At 30.7% G+C, this 14,826-nt stretch carries 13 protein-coding genes; 10 read left to right on the top strand and 3 right to left on the bottom strand.

The window, feature by feature from the left end; genetic code table 11:
* Positions 1–35: 35 nt before the first annotated feature.
* The 5 genes from RMO70_RS13705 (at position 36) to RMO70_RS13685 (ending at position 8,717) form a co-directional block, all read left to right on the top strand.
* Positions 36–1,253 (top strand): DUF4856 domain-containing protein, encoded by a 1,218-nt coding sequence (locus RMO70_RS13705; protein WP_310557002.1) that lies wholly within the window; start codon positions 36–38, stop codon positions 1,251–1,253.
* A 122-nt stretch (positions 1,254–1,375) separates the two neighbouring features.
* Positions 1,376–2,491, top strand: coding sequence for an imelysin family protein (locus RMO70_RS13700; RefSeq protein WP_310557001.1), 1,116 nt, complete (start codon positions 1,376–1,378; stop codon positions 2,489–2,491).
* Positions 2,492–2,494: 3 nt separating this feature from the next.
* Entirely contained in the window at positions 2,495–3,862 is a 1,368-nt protein-coding gene (locus RMO70_RS13695) for an HTTM domain-containing protein (protein WP_310557000.1), read from the top strand.
* The gene (locus tag RMO70_RS13690) at positions 3,843–6,269 is read left to right on the top strand and encodes a TonB-dependent receptor (RefSeq protein ID WP_310557028.1); all 2,427 of its coding nucleotides are present in this window, start codon (positions 3,843–3,845) and stop codon (positions 6,267–6,269) included. The genes RMO70_RS13695 and RMO70_RS13690 overlap by 20 nt, the downstream gene beginning before the upstream one ends.
* A gap of 339 nt (positions 6,270–6,608) precedes the next feature.
* On the top strand, positions 6,609–8,717 hold the full coding sequence (locus RMO70_RS13685) for an ATP-binding protein (RefSeq protein ID WP_310556999.1): 2,109 nt from the start codon (positions 6,609–6,611) through the stop codon (positions 8,715–8,717).
* Between the two features lie 56 nt (positions 8,718–8,773).
* Here the strand turns inward: RMO70_RS13685 and RMO70_RS13680 are convergent, their stop codons facing one another.
* Positions 8,774–10,234 (bottom strand): aminoacyl-histidine dipeptidase, encoded by a 1,461-nt coding sequence (locus tag RMO70_RS13680; RefSeq protein ID WP_310556998.1) that lies wholly within the window; start codon positions 10,232–10,234, stop codon positions 8,774–8,776.
* A gap of 103 nt (positions 10,235–10,337) precedes the next feature.
* On the opposite strand from RMO70_RS13680, the gene RMO70_RS13675 reads away from it, so the two are divergent.
* From RMO70_RS13675 to RMO70_RS13660, 4 genes are all read left to right on the top strand, one after another.
* Positions 10,338–10,481, top strand: coding sequence for a hypothetical protein (locus RMO70_RS13675; RefSeq protein ID WP_310556997.1), 144 nt, complete (start codon positions 10,338–10,340; stop codon positions 10,479–10,481).
* A gap of 4 nt (positions 10,482–10,485) precedes the next feature.
* Positions 10,486–11,541 carry a DUF3810 domain-containing protein gene (locus tag RMO70_RS13670; RefSeq protein WP_310556996.1) on the top strand — a complete coding sequence of 352 codons (1,056 nt, stop codon included), beginning with the start codon at positions 10,486–10,488 and terminating at the stop codon, positions 11,539–11,541.
* 125 nt (positions 11,542–11,666) lie between these two features.
* Positions 11,667–11,897: a hypothetical protein gene (locus RMO70_RS13665; protein WP_310556995.1), complete on the top strand. Its 231-nt coding sequence runs from the start codon at positions 11,667–11,669 to the stop codon at positions 11,895–11,897.
* A complete protein-coding gene (locus RMO70_RS13660) occupies positions 11,888–12,181 on the top strand; it encodes a type II toxin-antitoxin system RelE/ParE family toxin (protein WP_310556994.1) in 294 nt (97 codons plus the stop codon). The genes RMO70_RS13665 and RMO70_RS13660 overlap by 10 nt, the downstream gene beginning before the upstream one ends.
* 124 nt (positions 12,182–12,305) lie before the next feature.
* Here the strand turns inward: RMO70_RS13660 and RMO70_RS13655 are convergent, their stop codons facing one another.
* The gene (locus RMO70_RS13655; RefSeq protein WP_310556993.1) at positions 12,306–12,728 is read right to left on the bottom strand and encodes a hypothetical protein; all 423 of its coding nucleotides are present in this window, start codon (positions 12,726–12,728) and stop codon (positions 12,306–12,308) included.
* A 3-nt stretch (positions 12,729–12,731) separates the two neighbouring features.
* Positions 12,732–14,036 (bottom strand): NAD(P)/FAD-dependent oxidoreductase, encoded by a 1,305-nt coding sequence (locus tag RMO70_RS13650; RefSeq protein ID WP_310556992.1) that lies wholly within the window; start codon positions 14,034–14,036, stop codon positions 12,732–12,734.
* A gap of 292 nt (positions 14,037–14,328) precedes the next feature.
* On the opposite strand from RMO70_RS13650, the gene RMO70_RS13645 reads away from it, so the two are divergent.
* Complete coding sequence (locus tag RMO70_RS13645; RefSeq protein ID WP_310557027.1) at positions 14,329–14,823, top strand: sigma-70 family RNA polymerase sigma factor; 495 nt, start codon at positions 14,329–14,331, stop codon at positions 14,821–14,823.
* Positions 14,824–14,826: the final 3 nt, after the last annotated feature.

Below are 14,826 nucleotides of genomic sequence, written 5' to 3'. Positions count from 1 at the left end.
CAGAAATTATTCTTATTCAATCTAAATAAACAAATATGAATTTCAAAAATCTTCTCTTAGCATCATTTACAATTTTATTAGTTTCGTCTTGTTCTAATGACGATAATATAGTTACACCTATTGTAACTCCACCAGCTTTCAATTATACCATTCCAACAACGTATACATTTGATAGAAACGCAATAACATCAGTAGATTTTTCAGGACAATCAACCAGAATATTGATGCTTGACGAAATGAGTAGTTATGTAAAAACTCAAGCTACCACAAGTCTTGTAGTTGATAATACCAAATTACAATCAATGTATTCAAACACTAATAATCAATTTACAAATGCAGTTTTAAATACGTCTGGAAAACAGATAAAAGATAAAACTGCAGCTTCTAAGGATTATTTTAATTTGTATTTAGGTGGTGGTTCTGTAACCGAACAAAGTAATGTTAGAACATTTTTTGAATCTACTTTTAATGATATTAATGTTGCTAGTCAAGGTAACAATGCTGCATCAGGAATAGCTGGAAAATATGGAACTGGTTCATCTACAAGATATTTCTCAGGAAATGGTTTAGAACCAATTCAAGTTTTCTTAAAAGGAACTATTGGTGCTACAATTTTAGATCAAGTAGTAAATAATTACTTGAGTTTAAACAAACTTGATGAAGCTTCAAACAAAGACAACAATACCAATAAAGTTCTTGACGGTACAAGCAATTATACCAAAATGGAACACACTTGGGACGAAGCTTACGGTTATGTTTTTGGAGCAACTGGCGATAAATTCTTATCTGAATATATTACTAAAGTAAACGCAGATGTAGATTTTAATACTGTAAAAGAGGATATTTCATTAGCATTTAGAAAAGGTCGTGCTGCAATTGTTGCTAATGATTATGCAACTCGAGATGCTCAAATTAATATTATTAAACAAAAATTAGCTGTAGTTGTTGCTGTTCGTTCGGTATTTTATATGCAAGTTGGAAAAGGGAAACTTGTAACTGACAGTGGTGCAGCAGCTTTTCACGATTTGTCTGAAGGTTATGGTTTTATAATGTCGTTACGTTACACTAACAAACCAGGTACAAACAATCCGTATTTCACAAAAGCGGAAGTTGATACTATGCTTGCTTCCTTAACAAGTGGTACAAACGGACTTTGGGAAATAGATACTTTGGGTGCAAAACTAGATGTAATATCAACTCAAATTGCTGCTAAATTTGGTTTTACAGTAGCACAAGCAGCAGTCGTTAACTAGAAAAATAATTAACTTTTGTTTATTTTAAAATTTCAAAAATAATTATAAATTTGCAAAAGTTTATTTAGATTAAGTAAATATAACTAAAAATTCTTTCGTAATTTTGTAAAAAATATTTCCAAATGAAAAAAATAATTCCACTTTTTGTTTTGTTAATTTTAGGTTTTGCTTGTTCTAAAGATGAGAACTCTTCGTCTATACCTTTAAATAATTACGATAGAACGGCACTTTTAACCAATTGGGCTAATAACATTATTGTGCCTAGTTATGTGAATTATCAAGCAAAAGTACAAGTATTAGTTACGGATATTAACAGTTTCAACACTACGCCATCGGTTTCAAATTTGCAAACCGTTAGAACATCTTGGTTAGAATCTTACAAAGCGTATCAATATATTTCGATCTACAATTTTGGAAAAGCAGAAGAAGTTTATATTAAAGAATCATCAAATACTTATCCAACAAATGCAGCAGGAATTGAAACTAATATTAGTTCTGGAAGTTATAATTTGACATTGCTATCACAATTTGACAAACAAGGATTTCCTTCGTTAGATTATTTACTAAATGGTTTAGGAGCAGATGATGCTACAATAGTTGGATTTTATGATACGAATACAAACGCAACAAATTACAAACAATATTTGCTAGCCGTTGCCAATAGATTAAAAACCAATGCAGATGCTATTGTAACCGATTGGAATTCAAGCTTCAAGGCTAGTTATATTGCCAACAATGGAACTTCTGTAAGCAGTTCTGTAAACAAAACAACAAATAACTTTGTGAAAAATTTGGAGAAAGACATTCGAACTGGCAAATTAGGAATTCCTGCTGGTGTTTTTTCTAGTGGCGTAAAATTTCCTGAAAAAGTGGAAGGTTTTTATAAGAATGATATTTCTAAAATATTATTAAACGAAGCTGTGAAAGCAAGTCAAGATTTTTTTAATGGTAAACATTTTGGATCTGAAACTACTGGAGAAGGATTAAAATCATACTTAGATTTTTTGAATTCTGTTAGAAATGGTCAGAAGCTAAGTGATATTATTAACAATCAGTTCACCCCTATTTACACCAATAATAATGTGTTGAACAATAGTTTTTCGACACAAGTAAATACTGATAATACAAAAATGCTTGCTGCTTACGATGCTTTGCAACAAAATGTAATTTACACTAAATTAGATATGATGCAAGCCTTGAATATTTCTATTGATTATGTAGATGGTGATGGCGATTAATCAATGAATTTTAGTCTAAAAACATATTTGAATTCTTATTCAGAAACCGCAACGCTAGCATTTTTTAGGCTAGCGTTTGGTTTTATGATGTTTTTTAGTCTAATACGTTTTGCAAGTTACAATTGGATTGCCGAATTCTATATCAAACCTAAATTTCATTTTACGTATTATGGTTTTGGTTGGGTAAAACCAATGGGGAATTATATTTATTTATTGTTTATAATTTCAGGAATTGCAGCATTATGTGTCGCTATTGGTTATAAATACCGACTTGCAATCATCACCTTTTTTCTTAGTTTTACTTATATCGAATTGATAGATAAAACGACGTATCTCAATCATTATTATTTTGTTTCCATAATAAGTTTTGTATTAATTTTTCTACCAGCAAACGCTTCATATTCTATTGATGCTTTTAGAAATTCTAAACTTTCTTTTCAAAAAATCCCAAAATGGACTATTGATATTCTTAAACTTTTATTAGGAATCGTATATTTTTACGCAGGTTTGGCCAAACTCAATTCCGATTGGTTATTCAGTGCAATGCCACTCAAAATTTGGCTGCCCAACAACTCCAATATACCTATTATTGGTTCTTTATTGAATGAAAATTGGGTACATTATGCTTTTTCGTGGACAGGAATGATTTACGATTTGAGTATTGTGTTTTTGTTATTGTACAAACGTACTCGAATTTTTGCATTTGTAATGGTTGTGATTTTTCACGTTTTGACACGAATTTTATTTCCTATCGGCGTTTTTCCATATATAATGATAATTAGTACTTTGATATTTTTTGATGCTAATTTTCATAAAAAATGTTTAAACTACTTTTCAAAATTATTTTCAATTAATGCGAATTTATTCGAAAACGGAAAAGTAAAAATCCAACAGTATACTATTAGTAATAAACTAAAACTAAATTTTATAAGTTTATTTATTGCCTTTCAATTGCTATTTCCTTTTCGTTATTTTTTATATAAAGACGAACTTTTTTGGACCGAAGAAGGATTTCGTTTTTCTTGGCGCGTTATGATTATGGAAAAAGCGGGTTACACTCAATTTATTGTAAAAGATGAAATTTCTAAAAAAGAAATAAGAATCAATAACAGTCACTTTCTAACGACTTTTCAAGAAAAACAAATGTCGTTTCAACCTGATTTTATTTTAGAATATGCGCACTATCTTTGCGATTATTATAAAAAACAAGGAATTCAAAATCCCGAAGTTTATGTAGAAAGTTATGTCGCATTAAACGGTCGATTGAGTCAAAAATACATAGACCAAAAAATAAATCTTGCCAACGAATATGAATCTTTCCAACCCAAAACTTGGATTTTACCTTTTAACGATGAAATTATCGGATTTTAAATTTTTACTCTTTATACTTTTTAGCTTCAATTGTTTTTCTCAAAATACAATTTCTGGAACAGTCACTTCGTCAACTGGTGCAAAATTACCATTAGTAGAAATTTATAATAAAACAACTGGTACAAAATCATTTTCAGACAAAAATGGAACGTTTTCTATTGAAGTAGAAAAATCAGGAAGTTATGATTTTACATTTTATAAAGAAAATTATGGTTTTTTAGACATCGAAATTTCAACATCAGAAACCAATAAAACAATAGTTCTAGAAAAAACAAATAACCTTTCAGAAGTTGTTGTAAAGAAACAAAAGGAAAAGATATTTGCCTTAAATAAGTTGCGAGATATTGAAGAAACAGCTATTTATGCAGGCAAAAAAACCGAAGTTATCTCGATTGAAAAACTCACCGTAAATAAAGCAACGAATAATGCTAGACAAATTTTTGCACAAGTTGTAGGCTTAACTATAAACGAAAGTTCCGATGGCGGTTTGCAACTTAGCATTGGTGGTCGCGGACTAGATCCAAACCGAACTTCAAACTTTAATACACGCCAAAACGATTATGATATTTCTGCCGATGTTTTGGGTTATCCCGAAAGTTATTATGCAACACCAACCGAAGGTTTAGCAGAAATACAAGTTGTTCGTGGCGCCGCATCATTACAATATGGAACACAATTTGGCGGATTGGTCAATTTTAAAATAAAAAAACCAACTACAAAACCTTTTGAAGTGGTCACTAGAAATACAATTGGTTCCTTTAATTTATTTACCAATTTTACTTCGTTATCGGGAACCAACGGCAAATTTAGTTACTATACTTTTTACAATTACAAGCAAGGCGATGGTTTTAGACCCAATTCAAAATTTGAATCTAAAAATTATTTTGCCAACTTAAATTATGAATTTACCGATAAAACTTCTTTACATTTTGATTATACTCATTACAGTTATCTAGCGCAACAAGCAGGTGGTTTAACTGACAGTATGTTTGAAGAAAACCCTTTGCAAAGCAACAGAACTCGAAATTGGTTTGCAGTAAACTGGAATTTATTTGCTTTGCGATTGAAACATAAATTTAATTCTACAACAGATTTTTCCTTGCAATTATTCGGATTAGATGCTTCCAGAAAAGCAGTTGGTTATCGTACAAATAGAGTTTCAGGAAATGATGTTTTAGGCACAGAAAGAGATTTAATTATTGGAGAATTCAAAAATTGGGGAGCCGAAGCCAGATTTTTGAAACGATATAAAATCAAAAATAACAACAGTGCTTTTTTGATTGGCGCCAAATATTATCAAGCTGATAATTCAGGAATTCAGAATGCAGGAAGCTCTGGTTCAGATGCCAATTTTACTATTGCCAATACAGAGTTTCCATTCTATGCAAATCAATCTGATTATAAATATCCAAATTTGAATGTGGCTATTTTTGGGGAAAATATTTTCAAAATATCACCAAAATTCTCTATAACACCAGGGTTTAGATTCGAAAATATAAAAACACAAGCCAATGGTTTTTATAGACAAATAAACCGCGATTTTGCTGGAAATATAATCCTTGATAAAAATATACCTGAAGAAAATATCAAAGATAGAAACTTGCTTTTGCTAGGAATTGGCTTGAGTTACAAACCCAAAAACAGAATTGAATTCTATGGAAATGTTTCTCAAAATTACCGTTCAGTAACTTTTAACGATATACGCACTGCCAATCCAAGTTTCGAGATTGATGAAAACATTTCTGACGAAAAAGGCTATACTTCAGACATTGGAATTCGAGGACAAATTGGTGATAAAATCACCTTTGATACTAATGTTTTTGGGTTGTATTATGATAACAAAATTGGTGAATTCAATACAACAAATTCACGAAATCTAATCATTCGTTTTCGTGGAAACCTAGGCACAGCAATTACTTATGGTTTCGAAACTATGTTTGATTGGAGTTTGAGTAAAACTTTTTTAAAGTCAAATGAAAATTTTAATTGGTCTGTTTTTTCAAATGTTTCAATAACGGATTCTGAGTATTTAAAATCAGATGTTCCAAAAATTCAAGGCAATAAAGTAGAATTTGTGCCTTTAATAAATCTTAAAACTGGAACTGGAATTGGATACAAAAACTTTTTATCGTCAGTTCAGTTTACTTATATTTCTGAACAATTATCGAGTGCGAATAGTGACTTAAGAAATAATGATATAAACGATGGGATTTCAGGAAGTATTCCGTCTTATTATGTTGCCGATTTTTCTTGTTCGTATAAATTCAAATATTTTAAAATAGAATCTGGAATAAACAATTTTACCAACAACAGTTATTTTACAAGACGTGCCACAGGATATCCAGGTCCAGGAATTATACCTTCGGACAATAGAACTTTTTATGCGACTTTGGAATTTACTTTTTAAACACTTTAATTTAAAATGAAATCGATTTGACAACGGGCAAAAGTGAAATTGAAACCTATTAGAAAACGCCTCTAACTAGTCATATGATGAAACTGCATAAAAACACGTTTAACTGGCGGATTTATTATATTGATATTTTGATCTTTCCTTAATTGCGATTACTGATGAGCTTATGATTCCAGTAGGAAAATTTAGTTTTAAAATTAGAGGCTTGAAATTAGCTTTAGCCGGATTGATTTTTACATTGATTATATTGATGTTTGTTGGATAAATTAGGAAAAATATTTTTTTATAAATATTTTTTTATACATTTATAGAGTAAATCTCCAAAATCTACAAATGTCATTTACTACAGCTAGAAAAAATCTAAAAGTATCTACTTATTCCAAAGTGGTATTTTTGTTGTTAGTATCAGCAGTAAGTTTTTTTGTCTTATACTTTATATTATTCTACTATAGTATACAACAACAGAAACAAGTTTCACAAAATACAACTGAACTTTACGAAAAAGAAATTAATGCTTTATTAGAGCTAAATTCTGAATCCTATTTCGCATTAATAACTGAAATATCCTATTGGGACGAGTTAGTAAATTTCGTAGAAAACAAAGACATAAAATGGTTTAATTCATCCATTTCCTATTTGGTTGACACTAACAAGGTAGACTATATAGATTCCTATAATATTGACAGTCAATTTATTACAAAAGTATCGACATTAAAAATAACTTCCGAAAATTATATCCCAAAAGAGGTTTTTCCAATTTTATATAAAAGGAAAATCCTTAAATTTATTATGAAAATTCCAGAGGGATATGTTGAAGTTTATGGGGCAACCATACATCCGTCTGAAGATCCTTTTAAGAATAAAACAAAACCTAGAGGTTATTTCTTTATGGTTAAACTCATAGATTCAAAATACTTTAATAATCTAGAAAAAATAAGTGGATCACGAATATCATTTTACAATAAAAATGAAAATATTGACTCTAAGGATATGTTTATAACATACCCTTTAAAGGATTTAAATGGTAAAAAAATCGACGCATTAGTATTTAAAAGACCCATAAATGTAAATTTTTCAACAACCAAAACCATCCTTGGAATAATTGCATTAGCGTCAATTATAGGTTTTTCAATATTCTTTTATTATGCTAAAAAATGGTCTAAAACACCTATCAAATTAATCACTAACGTTCTTAAAGGTGATCAAAGTGCCATACAATCTTTGAAAAAAATTCGAGGGGAGTTTCGCTATATAGGTAAGCTTTTTGAAGAAAACAACAATCAAAAAATACAATTACAGAAATCTAAAATAAAAGTGGAAGAAAGCGACAGGCTCAAATCAGCTTTTCTAATGAATTTATCTCACGAAATTCGTACACCTATGAATGCCATTATTGGGTTTTCAGATTTAATGGCTAATCCAAACATCACCGAGAAAGAAAAAAATGAATACATAACGATTATTAAAAATAGCGGTAAAAACTTAATTGGAATTATTGATGATTTAGTAGAAATGTCAAAAATTGAAACCAATTTGGTTCTACCAAATTACAGTGCTGTTAATCTTGACACTATTGTAAAATCAAATTTTGACGCCATTTCGATTACAAATACCAAAGAAAATCTTGATTTTAAAATCATTAAAAATAAAGCAAGTTCTAAAAAAAATATAATTACAGATTCGGTTAAGCTAAGTCAAATTTTAATAAATTTATTAAACAATGCTTTAAAATTTACAGATGAAGGTTCGGTAGTTTTAGATTATGATATTGATTCATTGAATCATAAAATTGTATTTGAAATTAAAGATTCTGGAATTGGAATACCCGAAAATTTTAAAGACAACATTTTCAAACGTTTTAACAAGTTAAATGTTCATAGTATTTCTGCAAATGAAGGACTTGGTTTAGGCTTGGCAATTTCAAAAGCTTATGTTGAAATGTTAGGAGGAGAAATTTCGGTTCAATCTCAAGTTGGGATTGGTTCCACTTTTAAATTTTGGATTCCATTAAAATATGAAGAAAATTTTGTAGAAACGGAACTTAAAATTTCTGATTCAGAAGAATTATTATTTGAAGATACAATAAAAATTTTAGTCGCCGAAGATGATAATGTGAACTACTTATTGATTCAAAAAATATTAAAATCAAATAAAATACAGGTAATACGAGCTGTCGACGGTCTTGAAGCAGTACGTATTTTTAAAGGAACTATTTTATTTAATTTAGTCTTTATGGATATCAGAATGCCAAATATGGATGGTTATCAAGCGTTTAAAGAAATTCGATTACTAGATTCTAAAATTCCAATTATAGCTCAAACATCGTATTCTTTTCCTGAAGAAATCGCAAAAATAGTTGAAACTGGATTTACCGATTATATTTCGAAACCTTTAGATAAAACTGTCGTTTTAGATTTAGTTAAAAAACATATTATAAAGTAGTAAAAAAAAACCTCGTAAAAATAAGTTAACGAGGTCTTTTTAAAAAAATATAAAATCTATTTTACTGGAATATTCTCCAAAATTTCCAATACAAATTTATAGAATTTTTGCGAAGATTTTATCGAAGCTCTTTCATCTGGGCTATGTGCTCCATGAATGGTAGGCCCAAAGGAAATCATATCCATATCAGGGTAATTTGTACCTAAAATTCCACATTCTAAACCAGCGTGACAAGCCACTACTTTAGGTTTTTCGTTGTTTTGCTTTTCATAAATTGTGACTAATACATCTAAAATTTCAGACTTTACATTCGGAGTCCAACCAGGATAGCTACCTCCAAAAGTAACTTCACAACCAAACAATTCGTAAGCAGAACGCAAGGCATTTGCCAAATCCATCTTAGATGTTTCGACTGAAGAACGGGTTAAATTTTGAATCGAAATTTCGCCATCTTTTACAATCACTCTGGCAATATTATTGGATGTTTCTACTAAATCATCCATATCAGCACTCATACGATATACACCATTTAAGGCTGCATATATTGCACGGATTAATCCTTCTTGCACACCCAAATCCATCACTTTTTTAGGCAAATCAGATTTTGTGATTTCTATAGTTAAATTGGGTTCTGTTGCTTTAAATTCGGTTTTAATATCGGAGATGATTTCTTGCATATCAAATGCAAACGCTTCGTCATACATTCCGGCTACAATCACTTTAGCAACGCTTTCACGAGGAATAGCATTGCGTAAGCTTCCACCAGAAATTTCTGCAATTTGAAGTCCAAAATTCTCGAATCCATCAAACAATAAACGGTTCATAATCTTGTTGGCATTCCCCAAACCTTTGTGGATATCCATTCCAGAATGTCCACCATTTAAGCCTTTTACAGTTATAGCATAACCTACAGAACCTTCTGGTGTTTCTTCTTCGTTGTAGCTTCTGTTGGCGGTAACATCTATTCCTCCAGCGCAACCAATATCAATTTCATCGTCTTCTTCAGTATCCATATTCAAAAGGATATCACCCTGAAGAATACCACCTTTAAGGTTCAAAGCACCTGTCATTCCTGTTTCTTCGTCAATGGTAAATAAGGCTTCAATGGCTGGATGTTTGATGACTTTAGATTCCAGAATTGCCATAATCATAGCTACTCCTAGACCATTATCAGCACCAAGAGTTGTACCACGAGCACGAACCCAATCGCCATCAACATACATATCGATTCCTTGTTTGTCGAAATCAAAATTGGTATCATTATTTTTTTGATGTACCATATCTAAATGTCCTTGCAAAACAAGTGCTTTGCGGTTTTCCATTCCTGGAGTTGCGGGTTTTCGGATAATAACGTTTCGAATTTCGTCTTCAAAAGTTTCCAATCCTAGACTGTTTCCAAAGTTTTTCATAAATTCAATTACACGTTCTTCTTTTTTAGATGGACGCGGTACAGCATTTAAATCGGCAAATTTATTCCAAAGATTTTTTGGCTCTAAATTTCTTATTTCTTGACTCATTTTTTTAGTTTCTAAATTACGTAATGCCAAAGTTACAAAGTTAGTTTGATAAAAGTTTTAGTTTATTTTTAAAAAAATCTATATTTGATAAAAATAGTTCACAATGAAAATACTATTAATATTGCTTTTCTACATTTCGCTATTTGCACAAAATACGGAAACAAATCTTCAAAAAATTGTAAAAGACAATCAATTAATGGGTGTTTCTGTTTATACTTTTTCTGGAAAAAACGAAAAAATATTTTAAAATAATGCCAAAAAAACAGTTTTTACTTCCTTTATTACTATTGATTCAAATTATAGGTCTGAAAATACTTTCGTTTTTTCCTGAATTTGTAGAACGTTATTACAGTAATGGTTTATATCCTTATATTTCAAAATTTTCAAGAAGTGTTTTGGGATGGATTCCGTTTTCGTTTGGAGATGTTTTATATGGAATTTTAATTATTTGGAGCGTCAAATGGATTTATAAAAATAGAAAAACGGGTTGGAAATCGAATACGCTTTCTATTTTGAGTGTTATTTCAGTAGTTTATTTTCTGTTTCATTTTTTGTGGGCTTTTAACTACCATCGATTACCATTATTTGAAAAAATGAATATTAAAACCGAATATTCTGACGCTCAATTGCTCAATTTTACAAAAAAAATAATTGCAAAAACCAATGATATTCATTTTCAAATCACAAACGATACTGCCAAAAAAGTTGTCAATCCTTTTACCCAAAATCAAATCTTTGAAAAATCATTGATTGGTTATAGAAGCCTTTCAAATGAATATTCTTTTTTTAAATATGAATTTCCAAGTCAGAAGAAATCATTGTTTAGTTATCCACTAACTTATATGGGTTTTGGCGGCTATTTGAATCCATTTACCAATGAGTCGCAAGTAAACTATATGATTCCAAAATATGGTTTCCCGATGACTTCTTGTCACGAAATGGCACATCAAATGGGTTATGCCAGCGAAAGCGAATGCAATTTCATTGGATTTCTAGCCACAACAAAAAACGAAGATTTGTATTTTAAATATTCCGGTTACAGTTATGCTTTGCGGTATTGCTTGTCGAATTGGGACGCTCGAAATCCTGAAATTTTAGAACAATTACTAAAAACAATACATCCAGGAGTTTTAAAAAATTATCAAGAAAGCGAAGATTTTTGGGAAAGCCATCAGACATTTATTGATACCGGTTTTAAGATTTTTTATGATAATTTTCTGAAATTCAACCAACAAAAAGATGGTTTAGAAAGTTATAGTAAGTTTGTGGATTTGATGGTGAATTATTATGAGAAGAGGGAATTATAAAGTAACATCATTTCATTCTAAAAACTTTATGTTGCAAATACATTTTTCAAAATTCCTAAACTTACAATAGAAAAATAAATATAAAACAAAATTTGTATATTTGTGAAACACATAAAATTACTGTTATGGATTTAGCAACAAGAAAATATAATTTCATAAAAGAATTAACTAGAGTTGATGAAGTGTTATTAGAAAAACTCGAAAAGGTTTTAATGTCTAGTAAAAAAAACAAAGATTGGTTTTTAGACCTATCTATTGATGAGCAATCTGAAATAGAAATTGGATTAATGGAAGCTGATAAAAATGAATTTATAAATAATGAAGATGTAATGAAGAAATTTGCAAAATGGCATTAGAAATAAAATGGGCGCCACAAGCAGATAAAGGGTTAGAAAGAGTACTAAAATATTTAGAAGCAGAATGGACAGCAAAAGAAATATTGCAACTGGAAGAAAAAATAAATCAAGTAATAGTTCAAATTAGTCTTAATCCAGATTTATATCCAAAATCAGAAAGCTATAAAAATCTACATAAAGCAATAGTTGACAAAAATAATTATCTAGTTTATAGAACAAACAGTAAAAAAAGTGTTGTCGAAATTGTGAATTTTAGAGGAACAAAACAAAAACCGAAATACTAGTATTATTTTCACTTAAACTAATACTATTTGTTGATACTATATTTCAAAGTTTTTAGGATAATTTATTGAAAAAAAAAGACGAATTAGAAAGTTATAGTAAGTTTGTCGATTTGATGGTGAATTATTATGAAGATAAAGCTTTATAATTTTCTAAAACAGCTTCAATATTTTTCATTTTAGTAAATCTCTCGTGTGAATACGTCAATTCTTTTCTATTAATTAATTCAAAAATCAGAAAGCTTTTTTGATATAAATTTTTACTATTTTCAGTATCCAGACTTTCTGCAATTAGTAATACGTTATTAGCAAGTTTTTCTAAATTAGTACTATTGAAATTTGGATTTTTTTCTAAAACAGATAGCAATTCATCCGAACTTAAAGATAAAAAATCGTCTATACCAAGTGTGTCTTTCAAATCTTGGTTCACAACCTGAACAGATTCTACTGCTAGTGCTTGGTTTTTTAAACCTAAAATTTTAGATAACATATTAGCTAAAACAGCACCCAGCTGATCTATTTGGTCTTGAATAAGATCTCTTCTTTCCATAATTTAGACTTCATCACTCGTAAAGGTTACAAAACTTTTCTTTTTATATGGACGAATAATCAAACGCCCTTCTCGGTCAAAACGAATGTAATTGTACACCCAATTCAAGAAAACGACTGCTTTGTTTTTAAATCCAATTAATGAAAATAAATGCACAAACATCCAAACAAACCAAGCAAAAACACCATGGAAATGATAGCGTGGCAAATCCACCACTGCTTTGTTACGACCTATGGTTGCCATTGAACCTTTGTCATTGTATTCAAACGGAGTCATCGGTTCTTTATGGATGAATTTGACAATGTTTTTTCCTAACAAATCGCCTTGTTGCAAAGCGGGTTGTGCCATCATTGGGTGACCTTGTGGGAAATTTTCGGTTTCCATTGAGGCAATATCGCCAATGGCAAAAATATTGTGATACCCCACGACTTGATTGAACTGGTTTACCCGAATGCGCTCTACTTTTTCGACTAATGATTTTGCATCTAATCCAGTAACAACTGCGCCTTGAACACCTGCTGTCCAAATCATTGTTGCGGTTTCGAAAGTTAAATCAGAATTTGTAGTTATGGTACGACCATCGTAGTTGGTTACGCGGACGTTTTTCCAGATTTTTACACCCAAACTCTGAAGAAAATCTTCGGCAGCTTTAGACGATTTTTCGCTCATTGTGTTCAGAATTCTGTCGCCACTTTGAATGAGGTTGATTTGCATTTTGCTCATATCCAAATCTGGATAATCTTTTTGGAGTATGGCTTTTTTCATTTCGGCTAATGCTCCAGCAAGCTCTACTCCTGTTGGCCCACCACCTACGAGTACAAAATTGATTAACGCATTTTTATCGTTACCATCTTTGGTAAGAACGGCTTGCTCGAAGTTTTCGAGAATTAGACTTCGGATATTCAATGATTGCGGAATAGTTTTCATTGACATCGAGTTGCGCTCGATTTCTTTATTGCCAAAATAATTAGTTTTAGATCCTGTGGCAATAACGAGATAATCGTAGTTTAAATCTCCAATTTCGGAAATGATTTTTTGATTTTTGGTGTCAATTTCTTTAACGGAAGTTAATCGGAAATAGAAATCTTTGTATTCTTGGATTACTTTCCGAATTGGATAGGCTATGGAACCTGCTTCTAGTCCACCAGTAGCGACTTGATATAATAGAGGTTGAAAAGTGTGGTAGTTATGCTTGTCAAGAAGCACTACTTGTAGGTTTTTGTTTCTTAGTTTTTTGGCTATGGAAATTCCTGCAAATCCGCCACCTATGATGACAACTCGAGGTTTTTTTGATTGTGGAATGTTCATTTTTAAAGTGGCAAAGGTTCAGAGTTACTAAGTTGCAAAGTTACAAAGTTACAAAGTTTTTTTGGTCGAGACCTACCATTGGGTATTTTAAAAATAGAAAAACAATGTGTGAGGTATGTTTGCCTAGAATCGGGAATGTTTCTGTATAGCCCCGATTGAGGCGATATCCCACGCTTTTTCAGCGTGGATAAAGCCGAAAGCGGGACAAGGTTTCATCTGGAATGAAATGTTGGTGCTTCTAAAAAAAGAATTATCTTGTAACAAAATTAACTTTTTGACTACTTACTATAATATGAGTACTGCTTTAGAACAATCGTTTGTTGCACAATTGAAGGAAAACCAGAATATAATTCACAAGATTTGTCGATTATATACTCAAGGGCAAGATGCACATAATGATTTGTTTCAGGAAATTACGATTCAGTTGTGGAAGGCTTTCCCGAAGTTTCGTGGGGATTCCAAATTTTCGACTTGGGCTTATCGGGTTGCTTTAAACACAGCAATAACTTTATATAGAAAAAGTACGAAATCGATTAATGCCATTGAATTTGAATCTGGCACTCATTTTGTATTACAAGAGGAGTATAATTATGAAGAAGAGGAGCACATTAAGCTTCTATATAAAGCAGTGCAGCAATTGAATGATATTGAAAAGGCTTTAGTTTTTATGTATTTGGAAGACAAGGATTATACTGAAATATCTGAAACATTAGGTATTAGCGAAGTAAATGCTAGGGTTAAAATGAACCGAATAAAAGGTAAATTGAAAAAAATTATTAATCCGTAAGGA

The organism is Flavobacterium sp., from assembly GCF_031422135.1.
Lineage (GTDB): Bacteria > Bacteroidota > Bacteroidia > Flavobacteriales > Flavobacteriaceae > Flavobacterium.
This window is presented reverse-complemented; position numbering and strand designations above follow the sequence as displayed.

Coding starts and splice junctions, on each gene's coding strand:
- RMO70_RS13705 (WP_310557002.1), top strand. CDS start 36: ATGAATTTCAAAAATCTTCTCTTAGCATCATTTACAATTTTATTAGTT.
- RMO70_RS13700 (WP_310557001.1), top strand. CDS start 1,376: ATGAAAAAAATAATTCCACTTTTTGTTTTGTTAATTTTAGGTTTTGCT.
- RMO70_RS13695 (WP_310557000.1), top strand. CDS start 2,495: ATGAATTTTAGTCTAAAAACATATTTGAATTCTTATTCAGAAACCGCA.
- RMO70_RS13690 (WP_310557028.1), top strand. CDS start 3,843: ATGAAATTATCGGATTTTAAATTTTTACTCTTTATACTTTTTAGCTTC.
- RMO70_RS13685 (WP_310556999.1), top strand. CDS start 6,609: ATGTCATTTACTACAGCTAGAAAAAATCTAAAAGTATCTACTTATTCC.
- RMO70_RS13680 (WP_310556998.1), bottom strand. CDS start 10,234: ATGAGTCAAGAAATAAGAAATTTAGAGCCAAAAAATCTTTGGAATAAA.
- RMO70_RS13675 (WP_310556997.1), top strand. CDS start 10,338: ATGAAAATACTATTAATATTGCTTTTCTACATTTCGCTATTTGCACAA.
- RMO70_RS13670 (WP_310556996.1), top strand. CDS start 10,486: ATGCCAAAAAAACAGTTTTTACTTCCTTTATTACTATTGATTCAAATT.
- RMO70_RS13665 (WP_310556995.1), top strand. CDS start 11,667: ATGGATTTAGCAACAAGAAAATATAATTTCATAAAAGAATTAACTAGA.
- RMO70_RS13660 (WP_310556994.1), top strand. CDS start 11,888: ATGGCATTAGAAATAAAATGGGCGCCACAAGCAGATAAAGGGTTAGAA.
- RMO70_RS13655 (WP_310556993.1), bottom strand. CDS start 12,728: ATGGAAAGAAGAGATCTTATTCAAGACCAAATAGATCAGCTGGGTGCT.
- RMO70_RS13650 (WP_310556992.1), bottom strand. CDS start 14,036: ATGAACATTCCACAATCAAAAAAACCTCGAGTTGTCATCATAGGTGGC.
- RMO70_RS13645 (WP_310557027.1), top strand. CDS start 14,329: ATGAGTACTGCTTTAGAACAATCGTTTGTTGCACAATTGAAGGAAAAC.